At 60.6% G+C, this 22,693-nt stretch carries 26 protein-coding genes; 16 read left to right on the forward strand and 10 right to left on the reverse strand.

What is annotated here, in order from left to right; all coding sequences use genetic code 11:
* Positions 1 to 6: 6 nt before the first annotated feature.
* Entirely contained in the window at positions 7 to 510 is a 504-nt protein-coding gene (locus tag H7995_RS06485) for a peptidylprolyl isomerase (RefSeq protein WP_095171372.1), read from the forward strand.
* Entirely contained in the window at positions 507 to 1,250 is a 744-nt protein-coding gene (locus tag H7995_RS06490; RefSeq protein ID WP_166591432.1) for a UDP-2,3-diacylglucosamine diphosphatase, read from the forward strand. The genes H7995_RS06485 and H7995_RS06490 overlap by 4 nt, the downstream gene beginning before the upstream one ends.
* Before the next feature lie 100 nt (positions 1,251 to 1,350).
* Here the strand turns inward: H7995_RS06490 and H7995_RS06495 are convergent, their stop codons facing one another.
* Entirely contained in the window at positions 1,351 to 1,689 is a 339-nt protein-coding gene (locus H7995_RS06495) for a hypothetical protein (RefSeq protein ID WP_166591431.1), read from the reverse strand.
* A gap of 168 nt (positions 1,690 to 1,857) precedes the next feature.
* On the opposite strand from H7995_RS06495, the gene H7995_RS06500 reads away from it, so the two are divergent.
* The 9 genes from H7995_RS06500 (at position 1,858) to H7995_RS06540 (ending at position 6,749) form a co-directional block, all read left to right on the forward strand.
* Positions 1,858 to 2,106 carry a hypothetical protein gene (locus tag H7995_RS06500; protein ID WP_095171377.1) on the forward strand — a complete coding sequence of 83 codons (249 nt, stop codon included), beginning with the start codon at positions 1,858 to 1,860 and terminating at the stop codon, positions 2,104 to 2,106.
* Between the two features lie 59 nt (positions 2,107 to 2,165).
* The gene (locus tag H7995_RS06505; protein ID WP_166591430.1) at positions 2,166 to 2,495 is read left to right on the forward strand and encodes a DUF6388 family protein; all 330 of its coding nucleotides are present in this window, start codon (positions 2,166 to 2,168) and stop codon (positions 2,493 to 2,495) included.
* A gap of 3 nt (positions 2,496 to 2,498) precedes the next feature.
* The gene (locus tag H7995_RS06510) at positions 2,499 to 3,203 is read left to right on the forward strand and encodes a YoaK family protein (protein WP_166591429.1); all 705 of its coding nucleotides are present in this window, start codon (positions 2,499 to 2,501) and stop codon (positions 3,201 to 3,203) included.
* Positions 3,204 to 3,268: 65 nt separating this feature from the next.
* Entirely contained in the window at positions 3,269 to 3,661 is a 393-nt protein-coding gene (tusD, locus tag H7995_RS06515; protein ID WP_166591428.1) for a sulfurtransferase complex subunit TusD, read from the forward strand.
* Between the two features lie 3 nt (positions 3,662 to 3,664).
* A complete protein-coding gene (gene tusC / locus H7995_RS06520; protein WP_166591427.1) occupies positions 3,665 to 4,027 on the forward strand; it encodes a sulfurtransferase complex subunit TusC in 363 nt (120 codons plus the stop codon).
* Positions 4,027 to 4,326, forward strand: coding sequence for a sulfurtransferase complex subunit TusB (gene tusB / locus H7995_RS06525; RefSeq protein ID WP_166591426.1), 300 nt, complete (start codon positions 4,027 to 4,029; stop codon positions 4,324 to 4,326). Before tusC ends, tusB begins: the two co-directional genes overlap by 1 nt.
* Positions 4,323 to 4,658, forward strand: a complete 336-nt coding sequence (locus tag H7995_RS06530) for a TusE/DsrC/DsvC family sulfur relay protein (RefSeq protein ID WP_166591425.1) — start codon at positions 4,323 to 4,325, stop codon at positions 4,656 to 4,658. Before tusB ends, H7995_RS06530 begins: the two co-directional genes overlap by 4 nt.
* A complete protein-coding gene (locus H7995_RS06535; RefSeq protein WP_166591424.1) occupies positions 4,655 to 5,656 on the forward strand; it encodes a glycosyl transferase family protein in 1,002 nt (333 codons plus the stop codon). The genes H7995_RS06530 and H7995_RS06535 overlap by 4 nt, the downstream gene beginning before the upstream one ends.
* A gap of 91 nt (positions 5,657 to 5,747) precedes the next feature.
* A complete protein-coding gene (locus tag H7995_RS06540) occupies positions 5,748 to 6,749 on the forward strand; it encodes a glutathione S-transferase family protein (RefSeq protein WP_185818141.1) in 1,002 nt (333 codons plus the stop codon).
* Between the two features lie 115 nt (positions 6,750 to 6,864).
* Here the strand turns inward: H7995_RS06540 and cysG are convergent, their stop codons facing one another.
* The 6 genes from cysG to ftsK form a co-directional block, all read right to left on the reverse strand.
* Complete coding sequence (gene cysG, locus H7995_RS06545; protein WP_166591422.1) at positions 6,865 to 8,259, reverse strand: siroheme synthase CysG; 1,395 nt, start codon at positions 8,257 to 8,259, stop codon at positions 6,865 to 6,867.
* Positions 8,260 to 9,540 (reverse strand): serine--tRNA ligase, encoded by a 1,281-nt coding sequence (gene serS, locus H7995_RS06550; protein ID WP_166591421.1) that lies wholly within the window; start codon positions 9,538 to 9,540, stop codon positions 8,260 to 8,262.
* Positions 9,541 to 9,556: 16 nt separating this feature from the next.
* Positions 9,557 to 9,931: a fluoride efflux transporter CrcB gene (crcB, locus tag H7995_RS06555; protein ID WP_166591420.1), complete on the reverse strand. Its 375-nt coding sequence runs from the start codon at positions 9,929 to 9,931 to the stop codon at positions 9,557 to 9,559.
* Positions 9,928 to 11,253, reverse strand: coding sequence for a replication-associated recombination protein A (locus H7995_RS06560; RefSeq protein ID WP_166591419.1), 1,326 nt, complete (start codon positions 11,251 to 11,253; stop codon positions 9,928 to 9,930). Before H7995_RS06560 ends, crcB begins: the two co-directional genes overlap by 4 nt.
* Before the next feature lie 144 nt (positions 11,254 to 11,397).
* Complete coding sequence (gene lolA / locus H7995_RS06565) at positions 11,398 to 12,021, reverse strand: outer membrane lipoprotein periplasmic chaperone LolA (RefSeq protein WP_166591418.1); 624 nt, start codon at positions 12,019 to 12,021, stop codon at positions 11,398 to 11,400.
* A gap of 58 nt (positions 12,022 to 12,079) precedes the next feature.
* Positions 12,080 to 14,485, reverse strand: coding sequence for a DNA translocase FtsK (ftsK, locus tag H7995_RS06570; protein ID WP_185818142.1), 2,406 nt, complete (start codon positions 14,483 to 14,485; stop codon positions 12,080 to 12,082).
* A gap of 307 nt (positions 14,486 to 14,792) precedes the next feature.
* On the opposite strand from ftsK, the gene trxB reads away from it, so the two are divergent.
* The 4 genes from trxB to infA all read left to right on the forward strand — a co-directional run bounded on the left by trxB (position 14,793) and on the right by infA (position 17,582).
* Positions 14,793 to 15,743 carry a thioredoxin-disulfide reductase gene (gene trxB / locus H7995_RS06575; RefSeq protein WP_166589917.1) on the forward strand — a complete coding sequence of 317 codons (951 nt, stop codon included), beginning with the start codon at positions 14,793 to 14,795 and terminating at the stop codon, positions 15,741 to 15,743.
* A gap of 61 nt (positions 15,744 to 15,804) precedes the next feature.
* Positions 15,805 to 16,515 carry a leucyl/phenylalanyl-tRNA--protein transferase gene (aat, locus tag H7995_RS06580; RefSeq protein WP_166589918.1) on the forward strand — a complete coding sequence of 237 codons (711 nt, stop codon included), beginning with the start codon at positions 15,805 to 15,807 and terminating at the stop codon, positions 16,513 to 16,515.
* 29 nt (positions 16,516 to 16,544) lie between these two features.
* A complete protein-coding gene (locus tag H7995_RS06585) occupies positions 16,545 to 17,252 on the forward strand; it encodes an arginyltransferase (RefSeq protein ID WP_166589919.1) in 708 nt (235 codons plus the stop codon).
* Positions 17,253 to 17,363: 111 nt separating this feature from the next.
* A complete protein-coding gene (gene infA, locus H7995_RS06590) occupies positions 17,364 to 17,582 on the forward strand; it encodes a translation initiation factor IF-1 (protein ID WP_002553999.1) in 219 nt (72 codons plus the stop codon).
* Positions 17,583 to 17,775: 193 nt separating this feature from the next.
* On the opposite strand, the gene clpA is transcribed toward infA, so the two are convergent.
* Positions 17,776 to 20,046, reverse strand: a complete 2,271-nt coding sequence (clpA, locus tag H7995_RS06595; RefSeq protein WP_095165219.1) for an ATP-dependent Clp protease ATP-binding subunit ClpA — start codon at positions 20,044 to 20,046, stop codon at positions 17,776 to 17,778.
* A gap of 29 nt (positions 20,047 to 20,075) precedes the next feature.
* Positions 20,076 to 20,438 (reverse strand): ATP-dependent Clp protease adapter ClpS, encoded by a 363-nt coding sequence (gene clpS, locus H7995_RS06600; protein WP_093421263.1) that lies wholly within the window; start codon positions 20,436 to 20,438, stop codon positions 20,076 to 20,078.
* Positions 20,439 to 20,664: 226 nt separating this feature from the next.
* Here clpS and cspD point away from each other — a divergent pair, with 226 nt between their 5' ends.
* Complete coding sequence (gene cspD / locus H7995_RS06605; RefSeq protein ID WP_166589920.1) at positions 20,665 to 20,931, forward strand: cold shock domain-containing protein CspD; 267 nt, start codon at positions 20,665 to 20,667, stop codon at positions 20,929 to 20,931.
* Positions 20,932 to 21,019: 88 nt separating this feature from the next.
* On the opposite strand, the gene icd is transcribed toward cspD, so the two are convergent.
* The gene (icd, locus tag H7995_RS06610) at positions 21,020 to 22,276 is read right to left on the reverse strand and encodes an NADP-dependent isocitrate dehydrogenase (protein WP_007905029.1); all 1,257 of its coding nucleotides are present in this window, start codon (positions 22,274 to 22,276) and stop codon (positions 21,020 to 21,022) included.
* Between the last annotated feature and the right edge of the window lie 417 nt (positions 22,277 to 22,693).

Here is a 22,693-nt window from a genome sequence, read left to right on the forward strand (position 1 = left end):
GCGATCATGACTCAAGTCAAACTGACCACCAACCATGGCGACATCGTCCTGGACCTGAACGCCGAGAAAGCCCCGATCACCGTGGCCAACTTCATCGAGTACGTTAAGGCCGGTCACTACACCAACACCGTGTTCCACCGCGTCATCGGCAACTTCATGATCCAGGGCGGCGGTTTCGAGCCAGGCATGAAGGAAAAGAAAGACAAGCGTCCAAGCATCCAGAACGAAGCGGACAACGGTCTTTCCAACGACAAGTACACCGTGGCCATGGCTCGCACCATGGAGCCGCATTCGGCTTCCGCGCAGTTCTTCATCAACGTGGCGGACAACAGCTTCCTCAACCACAGCGGCAAGAACGTGCAGGGCTGGGGCTACGCGGTATTCGCCAAAGTGACTGCCGGCACTGACGTTGTCGACAAGATCAAGGGCGTTTCCACCACCATGAAGTCCGGCCACCAGGATGTTCCAGCAGAAGACGTGATCATCGAGAAAGCCGAGATCATTGAGTGATACTGCTGATTTCAGACTTACATCTGGAAGAGGAGCGCCCGGACATCACCCGGGCGTTTCTGGATTTGCTCGCCACCCGCGCCCGCGCGGCCAGTGCGCTGTACATACTGGGCGACTTTTTCGAGGCCTGGATTGGCGACGACGCCATGAGCCCCTTCCAACGCTCCATCTGCCAGGCCCTGCGCACCTTGAGCGACAGCGGCACGGCCATCTTTCTGATGCACGGCAATCGCGACTTCCTGCTGGGCAAGGCCTTCTGCAAAGCAGCCGGCTGTACCCTGCTGAAAGACCCGAGTGTGGTGCAACTCGCCGGTGAACCGGTGCTGCTGATGCACGGCGACAGCCTGTGTACCCGCGACATCGGCTACATGAAACTGCGACGCTACCTGCGCAATCCGCTGACGCTGTTCATCCTGCGCCACCTGCCCCTGCGCACTCGCCACGCCCTGGCGCGCAAGTTGCGAAGCGAAAGCCGCACCCAGACCCGCATGAAAGCCAACGACATCGTCGACGTGACCCCCGAGGAAATCCCGCGGATCATGCAGCAATACGGGGTAAAAACCCTGATCCACGGCCACACCCACCGCCCCGCCATCCACAAACTCCAGATCGGCGAACTGGCGGCCAAGCGCATTGTGCTGGGTGACTGGGACCGTCAAGGCTGGGCATTGCAGGTGGACGACCAGGGATTCCAACTGGCCGCGTTCGACTTCCCGGTGGCTGCCTTGCCGCAGCTGTAGGAGCGAGCTTGCTCGCGATAGCAGTGGCTCAGGCACCATCGCTGTTGAATGTGCCGGCCCCATCGCAAGCAAGCTCGCTGCCACATCTATGGATAACCCCCTACAAGCAGGTCGCCAAAGCCGCCAACCGACGCGTGGCAACCCAGCTATCTTGCACCACGTAATACTTCAACACCCCTCCCTGCACATCGATAAACGACTCAGCCGACCGGGTATAAACGGTAAACCCACCACCGTCCACCGGCTCCAGATAACCGCTGGCATCCACCCCAAAGACCGCCTCATCCTGCCAGGCAAACTGCACACACTGGGCAACCACCAGGTCAGCCTTGTTCGAAGCGAGCGTCTTGTAGGGGCTCTGGGTACGGGCCTGATTCATCGTCGATCCCGCACACCCGGCCAGTAACAGCCCCGCCAGTGCCACCATACAAATACGCATCATGCTTCCTTAAATGGGAAAAACGCCGACTCTATCACCCCACACCGCCGTCTCGAAGTGCAAAGGCTCTGCTTTACTTCGAGATAAGGCGCGACAGGCCACGGTTATTCACGCACCCTATCGCGCCATTATGGGCGCCGTGCGCCACGTACTCTTTCTGGAAAGCCAATGACCCCCAACGCCGAGCTGTACAAACCATCCACCGACTACGCTGACAAACTGATCAGCCAGATCGGCCAGACCCCCTCCTGGATTGCCAAGCGCATTGGCGTGACCGATAAACGCATTCGCTACATTCTCGACGGCGAACGCACGGTAAAGGGCGAGACCACGCCGATTCAGATGACCTACACCGAACAGTTTGCCCTTGAGTGCCTGGCGGCCGAAGCCAAGGCCAACCGCAAGAAGACTTCCTGACCAGGATCAAGGCCCGGCCAGGGACTGCGCGTATACTTTCACTTTGACCAGGATGATCCATGGCTCCGATCGAATCGCAACACGAACTGGCGCTGCAACGTTTTCTCAATGCCCATCCGGCACTGCGCGAAGAACTGGACCACCTCAATCCGTTGGCCGCCCAGGCCAAAGGCGAGAGCATGGAACACTTTCGCAGCGAGCGTCTGCATGAAGCCTACGAAGCCGAGGCCGAACGCCTGGGCTTGTTTGCCTGGGAACTGACCTTGCAGTTGACCGCCGCTACCCCCGAGGACTTCGCCGCCCAACGGCTGGAGGTGCACAAGGAGGTGGCGCAGATGGCCGGCATGGACTGGCAGGAATACTGCGAACTGCACGGCCTCGAGCGCTAGCCGATGCTGCCTTCCCCTCCCCATCGCGCGCCCACCAGCGGGCTGTTGCACGTGCAGAAATGGCGTGGCCGGATCGGCCTGTGCCTGGTGGCGAGCCTATCGGTCCTGGCAGGCATGACCGACGCCATCGGCTTCATGGCCACCGGCGACTTTGTTTCCTTCATGAGCGGCAACACCACACGCCTGGCGGTGGCGATCAGCGACAGTGACTGGCAACTGACCCTGCGCCTGCTGGTGCTGGTGTTGATGTTTATCGTCGGCAACGCCCTGGGTGTGATCGTCAGTCGCATCGGCAGGCGCCACGCCCTGCCCCTGATGCTGAGTATCGCGGCCCTGCTGTGCGGCGCCGCAGCCTGGCCATTGGAAACACAATTCCCGGCATTGCTGGCGGCGATCCTGGCCATGGGCATGCTGAATGCCGCCGTGGAGCAGGTCAACGGCCTGCCGATCGGCCTAACCTACGTCACCGGCGCCCTGTCACGCTTCGGCCGTGGCCTGGGACGCTGGATGCTCGGCGAGCGACGCGCGGGCTGGCGCGTGCAGTTGATCCCCTGGACCGGGATGTTTGCCGGTGCGGTGCTGGGGGCGCTCCTGGAGCATCAGTTCGGCCTGCAAGCGCTGTACGCCAGCGGCCTGTTGGCAGCCGTGCTGGGCATTGTCTCGCTGAAGATTCCGCGTCGCTGGCATCTGGGCTACATGCCGCGCTGAATCGCCCTTCGCCGCACCGCCGATAAAGCATTATCATGGCCGCAGATTTATCGTCAGAGTTCGCCATGAAGTTTGCCATCGCGCTGTTTTCGGCCCCTCACGCCCCCTCCTCGCGCCGCGCCCTGCTGTTTGCCCAGGCCGCGCTGGCCGGCGGGCACCAGATCGTGCGGCTGTTTTTCTATCAGGACGGCGTCTACAACGCTTCGAGCAGCGTCGTCACACCACAGGATGAGCAGGACGTCGCCCAGCAGTGGCGCACCTTCGTCAGTGAGCAGCAACTCGACGGTGTGGTGTGCATTGCCGCCGCCCTGAGACGCGGCGTGCTGGACGAGACCGAGGCCAAGCGCTATCAGCGCAGCGCGATCAATGTCGACGCGCCGTGGCAATTGTCCGGCCTCGGTCAACTGCACGACGCGGTGCAGGACGCCGATCGCCTGATTTGCTTTGGAGGGCCATGAGCCGTGCCTAAATCCCTGTTGATTATCAGCCGCCAGGCCCCCTGGTCCGGCCCCGGTGCCCGTGAAGCACTGGACATCGTGCTGGCCGGCGGCGCCTTCGACCTGCCCATCGGCCTGCTGTTTCTCGATGATGGTGTGTTCCAGCTGGCCAGCCAGCAGAATGCCAAGGCCATCCAGCAAAAAGACCTTAGCGCCAACCTGCAAGCCCTTGGCCTGTTCGGCGTCGAGGACCTCTACGTCTGTGCCGACAGTGCCCACGCACGTGGCTTGCTGGCGCAGGACCTGAGCCTTGATGAGCTGCAGCTATTGGCCGCCGGGCAGATCTCGGCCGTTATTGACCGCTATGACCAGGTTATTACCCTCTGATGTCGACTTTGCATGTGTTGTCTCATTCCCCCTTCTCCGACAACCGGCTGGACAGTTGCCTGCGCCTGCTGGGCGTCAACGATGGCCTGCTGCTCACAGGGGACGCGGTCTATGCCCTGCAACCCGGCAGCGCGCCGTTCAGTCAATTGCAGGATCGGGCTGACGGCCTGTCGCTGTATGTCCTGGAAGAAGACGTCCAGGCCCGGGGCCTGCCAGTGCCGCAGTGGATCAAGCGCCTTGACTACCCGGCCTTCGTCGAACTGTCGATAACCTACGACAAGGTCAACAGCTGGTTATGAACACCCTGACTGTGGGTACACGCCAGATCGCCCTGGACAAAGACGGCTACTTGCTGGACCTGGCGGACTGGTCGGCGCAAGTCGCCGAAGCGCTGGCGGCCAGCGAAGCGCTGACGCTGAGCGCCGAACACTGGGAAATCCTTGAGCTGCTGCGCGGCTTCTACCAGGAGTTCCAGCTGTCGCCGGCAACCCGCCCGCTGATCAAGTACACCGCGCTCAAGCTGGGGCCGGACAAGGGCAACAGCCTGCACCTGAACCGCCTGTTCAAAGGCACTCCCGCCAAACTCGCCGCCAAGCTGGCGGGCCTGCCCAAACCGACGAATTGTCTATGACCGATTTCGCCCCACTGCTGACCGAAACGCCCGCCGAACACCCGTTTGCCCCCTTCGTGCGCATCCTCGGCAAAGGCAAGCGCGGCGCGCGCAGCCTGACCCGCGAGGAAGCCCGCGAAGCCATGGGCATGCTGCTGGACGACAAAGTCGAGGACACCCAGCTCGGCGCCTTCCTGATGCTGTTGCGGCACAAGGAAGAGAGCCCGGAAGAACTGGCGGGCTTCACTCAAGCCCTGCGCGAACGCCTGCACGCTCCCCCCCTGGCGGTCGACCTGGATTGGCCGACCTACGCCGGCAAGAAGCGTCACCTGCCGTGGTACCTGCTGGCGGCCAAGTGCCTGGCCCAGAACGGCGTGCGCATCTTCATGCATGGCGGTGGCGCGCACACTGCCGGACGCCTGTACAGCGAGCAACTGCTCGGCGAATTGAACATTGCGTTGTGCCGCAACTGGCAGCAAGTCGGTACGGCACTGGACAACGGTGGCCTGGCGTTCATGCCGCTGATGGACTGGGCACCACAACTGCAAAAGATGATCGACCTGCGCAACACACTCGGCCTGCGCTCACCGATTCATTCGCTGGCGCGGATTCTCAACCCGCTGGGCGCGCGCTGCGGCCTGCAAAGCATTTTCCACCCGGGCTATCAGGCTGTGCATCGCGATGCCAGTGGCTTGCTCGGCGACACGGCGATTGTGGTCAAGGGCGATGGCGGTGAAATCGAGATCAATCCGGATGCCGACAGCCATCTGTATGGCACTGCCGGCGGCGAAAGCTGGGACGAAGAATGGCCACAGCTGTCGGCGCAACGTCACGTCAAGCCGGCCTCGCTGGATATCGAGCACCTGAAAGCGGTGTGGCGTGGTGATGTGGTCGACAGCTATCCGCAAATGGCCCTGATTTCGACCATGGCACTGGCCCTGCGCGGTCTTGGCCAGCCCCGTGAGCAGGCGTTTGAAACCGCCGAACAGTACTGGGCTGCTCGCGACAAATCGATTTAACCGATCATTGACGCCCGATCTTTGCGCTTTTAGTTCGAACTCATCGGAATAGACTCGGCTCCAACGATTATTGGTTTGCGGAGTCTTGAGCATGGGTTTACTCGTTGATGGCCACTGGCAGGACAAGTGGTACGAAAGCAGCAAGGACGGCGCGTTCCAGCGCGAACAGGCGAAGCGCCGCAACTGGGTCACGACTGACGGCCAGCCCGGCCCCAACGGCGAAGGCGGTTTTGGCGCTGAAGCCGGGCGTTATCACCTCTACGTTTCGCTCGCCTGTCCGTGGGCGCATCGCACGTTGATCCTGCGCAAACTCAAAGGCCTGGAAGGTCTGATCGACGTTTTGGTGGTCAGTTGGTTGATGCTGGAAAATGGCTGGACCTTCGACACCACTCTCGGATCAACCGGCGACTCACTCGATCACTTCGACTTCATGCACCAGCGCTACACCGCCGACACGCCCGACTACACCGGTCGCGTCACCGTGCCGGTGCTGTGGGACAAAAAGCTCAAACGCATCGTCAGCAATGAATCGGCGGAGATCATCCGCATGTTCAACAGCGCGTTCGATGATTTGACCGGCAATGACCTGGATTTCTACCCGGCACCGCTGCACGGTGAGATCGATGCGCTGAATGAGCGGATCTATCCGGCCGTGAACAATGGTGTGTATCGCGCCGGGTTTGCCACGTCGCAACAGGCTTATGGCGAGGCGTTCGATGAGGTGTTTGCCGAGCTCGATCACCTGGAGCGTGTCTTGGGCGCAAACCGCTATCTGACGGGGGAGTACCTGACTGAAGCAGATGTGCGCTTGTTCACCACGATGATCCGGTTCGATGCGGTGTACCACGGTCACTTCAAGTGCAACCTGCGGCGGATAGCCGATTACCCGAACCTGTCGAACTGGCTACGCGAACTGTATCAATGGCCGGGGATTGCCGAGACAGTGGACTTTACCCACATCAAGAATCACTACTACGTCAGCCACAAGACCATCAATCCGACGGGGGTGGTGCCAAAAGGACCGCAGCAGGATTTCAACGCGCCCCATGATCGGCAGCGCTTGAATGGCCAGGGGGTTTGGCGCAAGGCCTGATGTTGCGGTTTTTTTGAAGGCCCTATCGCGGGCAAGCCCGCTCCCACAGGGGATTTGTGTCCAGCACAAGTCATCTGTGGGAGCGGGCTTGCCCGCGATATTGGCAACGCGGACTTCAGACTTGCGCCTGCGCCCCTTCAAACCACGCCAGTTTCTCACGCAGTTGCACCACTTCGCCCACGATCACCAGGGTCGGCGCATGCACCTCATGCTCCGCCACCAGGCGTGGCAGGTCGGCCAGGGTGCCGGTGAAGACTCGCTGATTGGCGGTGGTACCCTGCTGGATCAACGCCGCTGGCGTGTCCGCGCCACGGCCGTGCTTGATCAACTGCTCGCAGATCATCGGCAAGCCCACCAGGCCCATGTAGAACACCAGGGTCTGGGCCGGTGCCACCAGGTCGCTCCACGGCAGGTCGCTGGTGCCGTCTTTCAGGTGACCGGTGACGAACCGCACGGACTGTGCGTAGTCACGGTGAGTCAACGGAATCCCGGCGTAGGCCGCACAGCCGCTGGCAGCGGTAATGCCCGGCACCACCTGGAACGGGATGCCCTGGGCCGCCAGCTCTTCGATTTCTTCACCGCCGCGCCCAAAGATGAACGGATCGCCCCCCTTGAGTCGCACCACACGCTTGCCTTGTCGAGCCAGATCCACCAGTTGCTGGTTGATCTGGTCCTGGGGCACGGCGTGATCGGCGCGGCGCTTGCCGACGTAGACCCGCTCGGCGTCGCGCCGACACAGTTCGAGAATGGCCGGCGCCACCAGGCGGTCGTACAACACCACGTCCGCCTGCTGCATCAGGCGTAGGGCGCGGAAGGTCAACAGGTCCGGATCGCCCGGCCCCGCGCCCACCAGATACACCTCGCCGGTGGTCACGCTGGCTTTACCGGCCAGCTTGGCTTGCAGCAGTCGCTCGGCTTCAGCGCCCTGCCCGGCCAGTTGCCGGTCGGCTATCGGGCCCTGGAACACGTCTTCCCAGAAGCCACGGCGTTGCTGCACGTCCGGGAACAGGCCTTTGACCTGGTCACGGAAACGCGCCGCCAACCCCGCCAACTGGCCGTAGGTCGACGGAATCCAGGTTTCGATCTTGGCCCGGATCAGCCGCGCCAGTACCGGTGCATCACCGCCGCTGGACACCGCAATGATCAGCGGCGAACGGTCGACGATCGCCGGGAAGATCACGCTGCACAGGGCAGGCGCATCCACCACATTGACCGGCACGCAACGCCGATGGGCATCGGCGGAGACTTGCGCGTTCAAGGTTTCGTCATCGGTAGCGGCAATGATCAGCCCGCAACCGTCCAGGTCAGATTCCTGATAGCCGCGCCCCAGCAGTTCGCCGCCACTGTTTTGCACCAGCTCACGCAACTGGACTTCGATCTCGGGTGCAACGACCCGCAGCAGTGCACCAGCGTCGGCCAGCAGGCGGGACTTGCGCAAGGCAATCTCCCCCCCACCGACCACCAGCACATGGCTGCCGCGCAGGTTGTGAAACAGCGGCAGATATTTCATTTAGCCGATGACCTCAAGGCCACCCATGTAGGGTTTCAGCACGTCCGGCACGCGGATCGAGCCGTCGGCCTGCTGGTAGTTTTCCAGCACCGCCACCAGGGTCCGACCCACCGCCAGGCCAGAGCCGTTCAAGGTGTGCACCAGCTCAGGCTTGCCGGTTTCCGGGTTACGGAAACGCGCTTGCATGCGCCGGGCCTGGAAATCACCGCAGTTGGAGCACGAGGAAATCTCGCGGTATTTGTCCTGGCTCGGGATCCACACTTCCAGATCGTAGGTCTTGACGGCGCTGAAGCCCATGTCGCCGGTGCACAGCGCCAGGGTGCGGTAAGGCAGTTCCAGCAGTTGCAGGACTTTTTCGGCGTTGGCGGTGAGGCCTTCGAGGGCCTCCATCGAGGTCGACGGCTCGACGATCTGGACCATTTCGACCTTGTCGAACTGGTGCTGGCGAATCATCCCGCGGGTATCGCGACCCGAGGCACCGGCTTCACTGCGAAAGCACGGCGTGTGCGCGACGAATTTGATCGGCAGCAGCTTGGCATCGACGATCTCGCCGGCAACGATGTTGGTCAGCGACACTTCGGCAGTCGGGATCAGGTACAGATCGGCCTCGCCTTCGCGGGTGATCTTGAACAGGTCTTCCTCGAACTTCGGCAACTGGCCAGTGCCTTGCAGGGCCGGCGCTTGCACCAGATAAGGGGTGTAGGCCTCTTCGTAGCCGTGTTCGGTGGTGTGCAGGTTGACCATGAACTGCGCCAGGGCGCGGTGCAGACGGGCAATCGGCCCACGCAGCAGGGCAAAACGGGCGCCGGACAGTTTGGCGGCGGTTTCGAAATCGAGCCAGCCGAACTTCTCGCCGAGGGCGACGTGGTCCTTGACCTCGAAATCAAAGGTGGCCGGGGTGCCCCAGCGACGCACTTCGACGTTGCCGTCTTCGTCTGCGCCCACCGGCACCGACTCATGGGGCAGGTTCGGCAGGCCCAGCAGGATGGCATCCAGCTCGGTCTGGATCGCGTCCAGCTCAACCTTGCCGGCCCCCAGTTCGCTGGCCATGCGCTCGACGTCCGCCATCAACGGCGCGATGTCTTCGCCGCGTTGCTTGGCCTGACCGATGGATTTGGAGCGCGCATTACGTTCAGCCTGCAGTGCTTCGGTGCGGGTCTGGACGGTCTTGCGCTGTTCTTCCAGCGCTTCGATGCGCGCAACATCCAGCACAAAACCGCGGGATGCCAGGCGGTCCGCTACGTCCTGAAGGTTGCTACGTAACAGTTTGGAATCGAGCATGTCGGTCTCTCGTTTATCAAAGTTTGGTCAGGGACAGGCCAGCCCAGGTCGCGAGCAGCCCGCCGAATACGCTGATGGCCGCATAGCCCAGGGCCAGCGGTACTTGCCCGCTTTCCAGCAAGCGCACCGTATCCAGTGAAAAGGATGAAAAAGTCGTCAGGCCGCCAAGAAAGCCAACCATCAACCCGGCGCGCACCTCCAGGGGTACTTCCGGGCGAGTCAAAAACAGGCCGTACAAAATGCCGATCAGCAGACAGCCCACGATATTAACGGCCAGCGTCGCGCTATAGAAGTGCCGCGGCCAATTGGCGTTGATCCAGTTGCCGGTGGCAAAGCGCAGCAAGGTGCCGGTTATACCGCCCAACGAGACGGCGGCGATCAGGGCAATCATGTTTTTCTCCGCTGCCGGGGGCTCAGGCGGTCGAGCTGCGCCAGGTGATTGAGCTTCTCGCCGATCTTCAATTCCAGGCCGCGCGGCACCGGCCGGTAGAACGCCTGGGGCTCGAGGGCGTCGGGGAAGTAGTCTTCGCCAGCGGCGTAGGCATCCGGTTCATCGTGGGCGTAACGGTACTCGTCGCCGTAGCCCAGCTGCTTCATCAACTTGGTCGGGGCGTTGCGCAGGTGCAGCGGGACTTCCAGCGAGCCATGCTCGGCGGCACTGCGCATGGCGGCCTTGAAGCCCATGTACACCGCGTTGCTTTTCGGCGCACACGCCAGGTAGGTAATGGCCTGGGCCACCGCCAACTCGCCCTCGGGACTGCCGAGGCGCTCCTGCACATCCCAGGCCGCCAGACACAGGCTCAGCGCCCGCGGATCGGCATTGCCGATGTCTTCGCTGGCCATCCGCACCACGCGCCGGGCCAGGTACAGCGGGTCGCAGCCACCGTCGAGCATGCGGGCGAACCAGTACAAGGCACCATCGGGATTGGAGCCGCGTACCGATTTGTGCAGCGCGGAAATCTGGTCGTAGAAGGCCTCGCCGCCCTTGTCGAAGCGGCGCCGAGTGTCACCCAGCAGGCTTTGCAGCAGGTCGACACCGATCTCGCTGTTATCTTCGGCCAGGTCGGAGGCGTTCTCCAGCAGATTGAGCAAGCGTCGGCCGTCGCCATCCGCTGCCGACAGCAACATCTGGAAGCCCTCGTCGCTGAGGCTCAGTTGACGTTTGCCAAGGCCGCGTTCTTCCGTCAGCGCGCGCTGTACCAGCTTGTTCAGCGCCACCTCGTCGAGGCTCTTGAGCACGTAGACCCGGGCCCGGGACAGCAAGGCGTTGTTCAGCTCGAAGGAGGGGTTCTCGGTGGTCGCACCGATGAAAATCAGCGTGCCATCTTCCACGTACGGCAAGAAGGCGTCCTGCTGCGACTTGTTGAAGCGATGCACTTCGTCGACGAACAGGATGGTGCGGCGGCCGTATTGCCCAGCCTGCTGCTTGGCCACTTCCACCGCCTGGCGGATCTCCTTGACCCCGGCCAGCACCGCCGAAACCGTTTCAAAGTGAGCATCCGAGACTTCCGCGAGCAAGCGCGCCAGGGTGGTCTTGCCCACGCCCGGCGGCCCCCAGAAGATCATCGAATGCAGGGCACCCTGCTCCAACGCCTCGCGCAAGGGCTTGCCGCGGGCCAGCAGGTGTTCCTGGCCGACGTACTCATCCAGGTTCGCCGCGCGCAAGCGAGCGGCCAGTGGCTGAGCGATCGGGGCACTTCGAAACAGATCCATGACTACGTTTGAAACCTCACTGGGGCCTGACGTCGATGTGCTTAACAACACAATCCCTGTAGGAGCGGGCTCGCCCGCGAAAGCGGCGCATCAGTCACATCAATGCTGGATGTGCCGACGCCATCGCGGGCGCTTTGCGGCTGGTTATTCCTGGATCACATCGGCACCCTTGGGGATGTCGAACTTGAACTTGGACGCCGGGATCGGTTCGTTGGCTTTCACGCCAGTGAACAGGATGTTGGTGCGCTGGCCGACGCTGTCGATCAGTTGCATGTCGTTGACCAGGCCGTTACGGAACGACAGGCGCAGATTGTCGAACAGGGTGTCCTTGGTTTTCGGCTTGAGGGTGAAATCGATCACGCCGCCGGCTTCCTTGGCACTGATGTCGAAACTCTGGCTGATCTTCGACACATCACCGGAGAGCAGCAGCGCCGGGGTCTGGGTCAGGCGCTGGTCGAGGGTCTTGATGGTGACCTGCTCCAGGTCCGGGTCCCACAGGGAGACCTTCTTGCCATCGGAGACCATCAACTGCTCCTGCGGCGCATCGGTGTGCCAGTAGAACAGGCCCGGACGCTGCAGCGACATCTGGCCGGTGGTTTCCTGCAACTGGGTACCGCTGCCGTCGAGGGTCAGCTGGGAGAAACGCGCGCTCAGGGTCTGGGACTTTTCCAGCAGTTGAGTCAAACGCGCCACGTCCTTTTCATCGGCATGGGCCGAGAGGGTGGTGAAAGCCAGTACCGGCAACAGCAACATGCGGATAAGACGCATGGGAGTCCTCATAGAGATTCGTTTGAATGACGCGCCGCGTGAGGTCACGCGGCACTGATCAGTCGCGCACCGGGCCAGGGGCCAGGACTTCACGCGAGCCGTTGGTATTCATGGAGGTCACGACCCCGGCCATTTCCATGGCTTCGATCATGCGCGCCGCGCGGTTGTAGCCGATCTTGAGTTTGCGCTGCACCGCCGAGATGGAGGCGCGACGGCTTTCGAGCACGAACTGCACGGCTTCGTCGTAGAGCGCATCGGTTTCGGCGTCATCGTCACCACCGCCGCCACCATTTTCAAAGCCGCTGCCGGCTTCTTCGACACCGGCGAGGATGTCGTCGTTGTATTCCGGAGCGCCGCGCAGTTTCCAGGCCTCCACCACCCGGTGAACCTCGTCATCGGAAACGAACGCACCGTGCACCCGGATTGGCAGGCTGGTGCCAGGCGGCATGTAGAGCATGTCACCGTGGCCCAACAGTTGCTCGGCGCCGCCCTGGTCGATGATGGTCCGCGAGTCGATCTTGCTCGACACCTGGAACGCCATGCGCGTCGGGATGTTGGCCTTGATCAGACCGGTGATCACATCCACCGACGGACGCTGGGTCGCGAGAATCAGGTGGATACCGGCCGCCCGGGCTTTCTGCGCGATACGGGCGATGAGTTCTTCAACCTTTTTGCCGACGATCATCATCATGTCGGCGAATTCGTCGACCACCACCACGATGGTCGGCAGCTTGGTCAGCAGCGGTGCTTCGTCGTGAATGCTTTCGCGGTTGTACAACGGGTCGGTCAACGGTGTGCCGGCCTCTTGCGCCTCGCGCACCTTCTGGTTGAAGCCGGACAGGTTACGCACCCCCATCTTGGCCATCAGCTTGTAGCGCCGCTCCATCTCGGCCACGCTCCAGCGCAGGGCGTTGGCCGCGTCCTTCATGTCGGTGACCACCGGGCACAGCAGGTGCGGAATGCCTTCGTAGATCGACAACTCGAGCATTTTCGGGTCGATCATGATCAGTTTGGCGTCTTCCGGGCCGGACTTGAACAGGATCGACAGGATCATCGCGTTGACCCCCACCGACTTACCGGAACCGGTGGTACCGGCCACCAGCAGGTGAGGCATTTTTGCCAGGTCGGTGATGATCGGCTTGCCGCCGATGTCGTGGCCCAGGGCCAGGGTCACTGGCGACTTGAAGTTGTCGTATTCCGGGGTCGACAGCACTTCGGAGAAGCGCACGATCTGCCGGTCTTCGTTGGGAATCTCGATACCGACCGTGGTCTTGCCCGGAATCACTTCCACCACCCGCACACTGGTCACTGCCAGCGAACGCGCGAGGTCTTTGGCCAGGTTGGAAATACGGCTGACCTTGACCCCCGCCGCGGGCTGGATTTCGTAGCGGGTAATCACCGGGCCCGGGTGAATCGAGTCCACCGAGACCTCGACCCCGAATTCCTTGAGTTTGATTTCCAGCAGATGCCCTACCGCCGCCAGCGATTCAGGCGAATAGTTGAGTTGTTTCTTTTCCGCCGGGTCGAGGATCGAGATCGGCGGCAAGGTGCCTTCCACGGCGCTGTCGACGAACAACGGCGCCTGTTTCTCTTTCTCGACGCGCTTGCTCGGGGCAGCGGGTTTCGGTGGTGCCGGGGCGATGACTGGCGGGACCTGTTTCTCGCGTTCGGACATGTGCTTGCTCAGGGCCTGCTCGCGCTCGATCAAGCGCTCCTTGACCTTGGCCTGCTCGCGTTTGTCGGTCACGGTCGGTGCCACTACGTCATGCACCCGATCATCCACTTCACGCAGTTGTGCAACCAGTTGCTTGCGCTCGGTACGCGCGGCCCACCAGCGATTGGCGGCGCCCTGGAACAGTTCGAACAGGTCGAGGGTGATCTTGCCGGTGAGGTCCATCACCTTGAACCACGACAGGTCGGTAAACACGGTCAGGCCGAACAGGAACAGGGCGATGAACATCAGGGTGCTGCCCTGGATGTTCAGTGCATTCTTGGCCAGGTCGCCCAGGCTTTCACCCAGCGCGCCACCCGCACCAGCCGGCAAGCCGGTGGGGGCATGGAAATGGATGTGGGCCAGGGCCGCGCCCGACAACACCAGGAACACCAGGCCGATCAGGCGCCAGGAGAACAGCCAGCCGCTCCACTCCCACGGATCGTGGCGCTGGCGGAAGATCTGATAGGTCTTGATCGCCAGCAACAGCGGGAAGATATAGGCGAAATACCCCAGCACCATGAACAGGATGTCGGCGCTGTAGGAGCCCGCCGGGCCGCCGAAGTTCTGCACGTCGTCGATCTTGCTGTTGTGGCTCCAGCCCGGATCGTCCTTGCCGTAGGTCAGCAAGGCCATCATCAGGAACAGGCACAGGGCCCCGATGGCAATCAACGCACCTTCCTTGAGTCGGTAGTGCAGGTGTTGACGCCAAAGCGGAACGACTGGTTTAGGTGCTGCGGTGGATTTCTTCAAAACGCTTCTTTTCCTGCGCCAGGGGCGCGTCCATCTGTTGAATGACTATAAAAAACTGCCCAATCCAGGCAGGTAAAAAAGTGTACAGGCGCAACTGGGACTACTTTTAACACTGCGCCCGGGTTTTTATAAACACGGCACGCTGTGCTTTTTTGCGTAAGACATTGTTACAGCGTTGCATTGTACGGGTTTGTACGGCCGATGACATGCTTCAAGTCCATGGCTACAGCATAGCCAGAAGTCTCTGGCGTGCGATTCAATTTGAGCATGCATTGTCTTTTGTGACAAAGGCTTATGAGGTGTTTTTATGAGCGATGCGAAGCATTCACGCCTGATCATTCTGGGTTCCGGTCCTGCCGGTTACAGCGCTGCCGTTTATGCCGCCCGCGCCAACCTCAAACCCGTGGTTATCACCGGTATGCAGGCCGGTGGCCAGCTCACCACCACGGTCGAAGTCGACAACTGGCCCGGTGACGTCGAAGGCCTCACCGGCCCGGCACTCATGGAGCGCATGCAAAAACACGCCGAGCGTTTTGATACACAGATCGTCTACGACCACATCCATACCGCCAAGTTGCAGCAGCGCCCGTTCCAGCTGATTGGCGACAGCGCCACCTATACCTGCGATGCGTTGATCATCGCGACTGGCGCCTCGGCGCAGTACCTTGGCCTGCCGTCGGAAGAGGCCTTTGCCGGCAAGGGGGTCTCGGCGTGCGCGACCTGCGACGGGTTCTTCTACCGCAACCAGGTGGTCGCCGTGGTGGGTGGTGGCAATACGGCGGTTGAAGAGGCGTTGTATCTGTCCAACATTGCAAAGGAAGTGCACCTGATTCACCGCCGCGATAAGTTGCGCTCGGAAAAGATCCTCCAGGACAAACTGTTCGAAAAAGCCGCCAACGGTAATATCCGCCTGCACTGGAACCAGAACCTGGACGAAGTCCTCGGTGATGCCAGCGGCGTGACCGGCGCCCGCCTGCGGGACAGTCTCACCGGGCAAACCCGCGAACTGCCCCTGGCCGGGGTCTTCATTGCCATTGGCCATAAACCCAATACCGAGCTGTTCCAGGGCCAACTGCCGATGCATGATGGCTACTTGAGGGTCGAGGGTGGAAGTGAAGGTAACGCCACCGCCACCGCGATTGCCGGGGTGTTTGCCGCCGGCGATGTGGCCGACCATGTGTACCGCCAGGCGGTGACTTCTGCCGGCGCGGGTTGCATGGCGGCGCTGGACGCTGAAAAATACCTCGACGACAACTGACTCGGATGATGGGCGGCAGCCCGGCGCTGCCGCTGCCCTCCCCTACTGCAAGCTGGATACCATGCTGACCTGGTTACAACGCGACTCCCTGAATTTCCCTCCGCTGGAAAAAGCCATGCGCGAGCCCAACGGCCTGCTCGCCGCCGGGGGCGACCTGTCTGCCGATCGCCTGGTCCAAGCCTACCGTCACGGTTGCTTCCCCTGGTTTTCCGAAGGCCAGCCGATCCTGTGGTGGTCCCCGGATCCGCGCACGGTGTTGTTTCCCGACGAACTGCATATCTCGCGCAGCCTCGGCAAACTGCTGCGACAACAGCGCTACCGGGTGACGTTCGACCAGGACTTCGCCGCGGTGATCAGCGCCTGCGCAGCGCCCCGGGACTATGCCGACGGCACCTGGATCACCGGCGCCATGCAGGACGCCTACCGGGAACTGCATGCCCGTGGCCACGCCCACAGCGTCGAAGTCTGGGACCAGGACATGCTGGTGGGCGGCTTGTACGGCCTAGCCATGGGCCAGCTGTTTTTCGGCGAGTCGATGTTCAGCCGCGCCGACAACGCCTCCAAAGTGGGCTTTGCGAGCCTGGTGCAGCACCTCAGGGAGGCAGGTTTTGTCCTCATCGACTGCCAGATGCCCACCGACCACCTGCACAGCCTGGGAGCCCGCTCGATCCCGCGCCGGGAGTTTGCCGATTATCTGGCCCGCCACCTCGATCAGCCCAACCGCGCCACATGGGTTTATCAGGCGACTTTGACGCCTGTGGCTTACACTTAATTGAACGGCTTACCCCCGAGGGTTGATCCATGACCGAGTTGGCGCGTCTCAAGTTTTATGCCACTCAACCCCATTCCTGCAGTTATCTGCCGCAGGAGCAGGCGACCACGCTGTTCCTCGATCCTAGCCAGCCCATGGATGTGCATGTCTACGCAGACCTGTCGGAAATGGGTTTTCGGCGCAGCGGCGATCACCTGTACCGGCCCCATTGCCAGAACTGCAATGCGTGTGTGCCTGCGCGCATCCCGGTGGCGCAATTTACCCCCAACCGGCAGCAGAAACGCATTTTCAAGCGCAACGCCGATTTGCAGGTACGCCCAGCCAAACCAGGGTTCAGCGAAGAATACTTCGACCTTTACCAGCGCTACATCGAACAGCGGCATGCCGATGGCGACATGTACCCACCCAGTCGCGATCAATTTTCCACCTTCCTGGTGCGCGACCTGCCCTTTTCCCGGTTCTATGAGTTCCGCCTGGAGGGCCGACTGCTGGCCATTGCCGTGACCGACCTGCTGCCCAACGGTTTATCCGCGGTCTACACCTTCTACGAACCTGCAGAAGAGCGCCGCAGCCTGGGGCGCTACGCGATCCTCTGGCAAATCGGCGAAGCCAGCCGCCTGGGGCTGGATGCGGTGTACCTGGGGTACTGGATCAAGAACTGCAAAAAAATGAACTACAAGACCCAATATCGCCCCATAGAGCTGCTGATTAATCAGCGCTGGGTGGTTCTGAACTAGGGTCAACCCTAAAGCCCTTGGCTTAAACCCCATTTTTCGGGCACAATGCACGCCGCTTTTGCCTGGCGCAGTTGCACCGGGCCATTCATTGGACACCGAGGGCTTTACTGCATGTCGAAAGAAGACAGCTTCGAAATGGAAGGCACTGTCGTCGACACCCTGCCCAACACCATGTTTCGTGTGGAGTTGGAAAATGGGCACGTCGTAACCGCGCATATCTCCGGCAAGATGCGCAAGAACTACATTCGTATTCTTACCGGTGACAAAGTGCGCGTCGAGCTGACGCCCTATGACTTGAGCAAAGGGCGCATCACTTACCGCGCTCGCTAATCAAGTCAATACAAAACGCCCGGTTTATGCCGGGCGTTTTTGTTTGCGCCTTGTTTGTCTTTAGCTTTTTGAGCATATCCGTTGCTGCGGTTAAGGCCTCTGGTGGGTTCGCTTCTACAGCGACTCACTTTTCCAGACGCCGAAAAGCAAAAAGGCGCCTCCCGGCGCCTTTTTGCTTTACCACAATCAACCGTCAGGCCATTTCCGCCGTGGTCTCGAAATCGAAGGTCAGCTCGCCGTCCTTGATATCGATATGCACCACCCCACCATGATCGGCCAACTCACCAAACAGGATCTCCTCCGCTAGCGGACGCTTGATCTTGTCCTGGATCAAGCGAGCCATTGGACGAGCGCCCATTGCCGAGTCGTAGCCACCTGCCGCCAACCAGCTGCGTGCGGCATCGGTCACTTCCAGCTGCACGCGCTTGTCTTCCAACTGCGCTTGAAGCTCGGTAAGGAACTTGTCCACCACACTTTTGATGACCTCATGACTGAGGCGACCAAACTGGATAATGGTGTCCAGACGGTTACGGAACTCCGGCGTGAAGCTCTTCTTGATCACTTCCATCGCATCGGACGAGTGGTCCTGATGGGTGAAGCCGATCGACGCACGGGCTGCAGTTTCGGCGCCGGCGTTGGTCGTCATGATCACGATCACGTTGCGGAAGTCAGCCTTGCGCCCGTTGTTATCGGTGAGCGTACCGTGGTCCATGACCTGCAGCAGCAGGTTGAAGACTTCCGGGTGCGCCTTCTCGATCTCATCGAGCAACAACACGCAATGCGGCTGTTTGGTGATGGCTTCGGTCAACAGACCGCCCTGGTCGAACCCGACGTAACCCGGTGGCGCACCGATCAGACGCGATACGGTGTGACGCTCCATGTACTCGGACATGTCGAACCGCACCAGCTCGATCCCCAGCGCCTTCGCCAGTTGGCGAGCCGCTTCGGTCTTGCCGACACCGGTCGGACCTGCGAACAGGAACGAACCCACTGGCTTGTCCGGCGACTTGAGACCAGCACGGGACAGTTTGATCGCAGTCGACAGCGAGTCGATCGCGGCATCCTGGCCAAATACCGTCAGCTTGAGGTCACGCTCAAGGTTGCGCAGCAGCTCCTTGTCGGAACTGGTGACATGCTTGGGCGGAATCCGCGCGATTTTCGCCACGATGTCCTCAACCTGAGGCACTTCGATGCGTTTTACGCGCTTCTCGACCGGCTGCAGACGCTGGTAGGCGCCCGCCTCGTCGATGACGTCGATGGCCTTGTCCGGCATGTGCCGGTCGTTGATGTAGCGCGAGGCCAGTTCGGCAGCGGCGCGCAAGGCTTCATCACTGTATTCGATGTTGTGGTGCGCCTCGAAACGCCCCTTGAGGCCGCGCAGGATGCCAATGGTGTCCTCCACCGAAGGCTCCGAGACATCGACCTTCTGGAAACGTCGTGCCAGGGCGCGGTCTTTTTCGAAGATCCCGCGAAATTCCTGGAAAGTGGTCGAACCGATGCAGCGGATATCACCCGACGACAGCAGCGGCTTGAGCAGGTTCGAAGCGTCCATGACGCCGCCAGAGGCAGCACCCGCACCAATGATGGTGTGGATTTCGTCGATGAACAGAATGGCCTGTGGACGTTTTTTCAGTTCATTGAGCAGCGCCTTGAAACGCTTCTCGAAATCGCCGCGGTACTTGGTACCGGCCAGCAGTGCACCGAGATCCAGGGAGTAGACCACGGCATTGGCCAACAGATCAGGTACCTGGTTATCGACAATGCGCTTGGCCAGGCCTTCGGCAATCGCGGTTTTACCCACGCCTGCCTCGCCCACCAACAACGGGTTGTTCTTGCGCCGGCGCGCGAGAATCTGCGCCACTCGCTCAACTTCCATTTCACGCCCGACCAGCGGGTCGATACGACCCTGGCGTGCCAGTTCGTTGAGGTTGCTGGCATAAGCGTCCAGCGGATTGCTTGAAGAAGAAGATTCACCACCCTCTTCGTCCTGCATATCTTGCTCACCTTCAGAGTGATCGCCATGCCCTGGCACCTTGGAAATGCCATGGGCGATGTAGTTGACGACATCGATGCGGGCAACGCTCTGCTGTTTCAGCAGGAACACCGCCTGACTCTCTTGCTCACTGAAGATTGCGACCAGCACGTTGGCGCCGGTCACTTCACGCTTGCCCGAGCTCTGCACATGGAAGACAGCACGTTGCAGCACACGCTGGAAGCCCAGGGTTGGCTGGGTTTCACGATCCTCGTCATGAACGGGGATCAAAGGCGTGGTGGAGTCGATGAACTCCTGCAGGTCGTGCTTGAGTTTGTCGAGGTTTGCGCCGCAGGCACGCAAAACGGTGGCGGCTGCCTCATTATCCAATAGAGCCAACAGGAGGTGTTCGACGGTCATGAACTCATGACGTTTCGAACGCGCCTCCTTGAAGGCGAGATTGAGGGTGACTTCGAGCTCGCGGTTTAACATAGCTTCACCTCATACCCAAGTGGTCGGCGTTAACCGTCCTTCTCGATTTCACAGAGTAGCGGATGCTGGCTTTCCCTGGCGTACTGGTTGACCTGCATGGCCTTGGTCTCGGCGATGTCGCGGGTAAACAATCCACATACTGCCCGTCCTTCTGTGTGGACGGCCAGCATTACCTTGGTCGCCAGCTCACGATTCAGGTTAAAAAACACCTCGAGCACTTCGACGACGAAATCCATCGGTGTGTAGTCATCATTGAACAAAACCACCTTGTACATCGGCGGTGCCTGTAAGGCAGGCTTTGCCTCCTGTACAGCAATGCCTGCGGAATCGTCGTCGTGTGAATCCGGGCGATCCTGATTGAATGTTAGTCGAATCTGGCTGATTGCATGCATGGAAAGAAAGGTTCGTCAGTTGAGCTGAATACAGTGGTGGGGGCGGTCCCAGAGCTTTTCAACTCTGACTGTCCGGTCGCCTTGACTATCGGCAAATCAGTGTTACAACCAATAGAGCCCACAGTGGGTAAAAAAGGTCCGTGCCGTCAAACCCTATTTGCAGGATTTGACCAGGATCAACTGGATGATACTCCAGTGATGGAGTCTGTTGCAGAGGGAGTTGGGTATGTCAGGCGTCAAGATCAATGGCAAGGTCAAGTGGTTCAACAATGCCAAGGGTTACGGTTTCATCATCGAAGACGGCAAAACGGAAGATCTGTTCGCCCACTTCTCGGCGATCCAGATGGAGGGCTACAAGACCTTGAAGGCCGGCCAAGCGGTGAGCTTCGAGATCATCCAGGGCCCCAAGGGCCTGCACGCCGTGAATATCGGCGCCGCCACAGAAACCAGCGCAATCGACACCTCCCCGCAGGAACACCCCGTTACCGCCTGAGACCCCTACCGACTGCAGGTTTCCCACAAAAAAAACCGGCCGGCTCAATCACTTGAGCCGGCCGGTTTTGTGTTTAATGCCGCTCAGCTCACATGTGCGAGATCAGGGCATCACCAAACGCCGAAGAAGACAGCAGCTTGGCGCCTTCCATCAGGCGTTCGAAGTCATAGGTCACGGTCTTGGCCGAGATGGCGCCGTTGGTGCCCTTGATGATCAGGTCGGCCGCTTCGGTCCAGCCCATGTGACGCAGCATCATTTCTGCGGAAAGGATCAGCGACCCCGGGTTGACCTGGTCCTTGCCGGCGTACTTGGGTGCGGTACCGTGGGTGGCTTCGAACATGGCCACGGTGTCGGACAGGTTGGCACCTGGCGCGATACCGATACCGCCGACTTCAGCCGCCAGAGCGTCGGACAGGTAGTCGCCGTTCAGGTTCAGGGTCGCGATCACGTCGTATTCCGCCGGGCGCAGCAGGATCTGCTGGAGCATGGCATCGGCGATGGCATCCTTGACGATGACGTTCTTGCCGGTTTTCGGGTTCTTGAACTGCATCCACGGACCGCCGTCGAGCAGGGTCGCGCCGAACTCTTCGGCCGCCACTTCGTAGGCCCACTCCTTGAAGGCACCTTCGGTGAACTTCATGATGTTGCCTTTGTGGACGATGGTCAGCGAGTCGCGATCATTGTCGACCACATATTGCAGGGCCTTGCGCGCCAGACGCTTGGTGCCTTCCAGGGAAACCGGCTTGACGCCGATGCCGCAGTTTTCGTCGAAACGAATCTTGGTGACACCCATTTCCTCTTTCAGGAACTTGATGACCTTGGTCGCTTCCGGCGAACCGGCTTTCCACTCGATACCGGCGTAGATGTCTTCCGAGTTCTCACGGAAGATGGTCATGTCGACGTCACCAGGCTTTTTCACCGGGCTCGGTACACCTTCGAACCAGCGCACCGGGCGCAGGCACACATACAGATCCAGCTGCTGACGCAGTGCAACGTTGAGGGAACGGATACCGCCACCGACCGGCGTGGTCAGCGGGCCCTTGATGGAAACCACGTAATCCTTGACTGCGTCCAGGGTTTCCTGAGGCAGCCAGGTGTCCTGATCGTAAACCTGAGTCGCTTTTTCCCCGGCATACACTTCCATCCAGGAAATCTTGCGTTCGCCGCCGTAAGCCTTCTTAACAGCAGCATCGACAACCTTGATCATGACCGGGCTGATATCAACACCAATACCATCACCTTCAATGAAAGGGATGATCGGGTTGTTAGGAACATTGAGAGAATGGTCTGCATTGACGGTGATTTTGTCGCCGACTGCTGGAACCTGAATCTTCTTGTATCCCATGCTGAACTCCGTTGTGTGGATTGAACATCTGGCTGCGTTCGAGCGTACCCCAGTTGAATCTGCACGGGAACCTCATGTTCCACTGATCTGCCGCCAAGCTACCCAGTTCGCGGCCTACAAGCATGAAAGCAAAGGGGAAACTGCCAAACTCAAGCACGTGGAGCGACTCTACGCCGCAGCACCGGGTGCGACCTTTAGACCAATGGACGAGACCAGAGGTGTATGAACCATCGGCGTTTTGCCAGCTACCTATGTATAATGCCGCCGCTGACCACAGAGTCACGACGGCCGAGCCCTCTACTACAAGAGTTTCGGCCCGAAAAGCCGGGTTGTTACCGCAACCCGAGCGCTTGACGCTCGACTGATGCACCCAACATCACCGCGACGAAATCTCGACATTCGGCTCATGGATGACTT

Origin of the sequence: Pseudomonas kielensis (assembly GCF_014236655.1) — a bacterium.
In the GTDB taxonomy this organism is placed as follows: domain Bacteria; phylum Pseudomonadota; class Gammaproteobacteria; order Pseudomonadales; family Pseudomonadaceae; genus Aquipseudomonas; species Aquipseudomonas kielensis.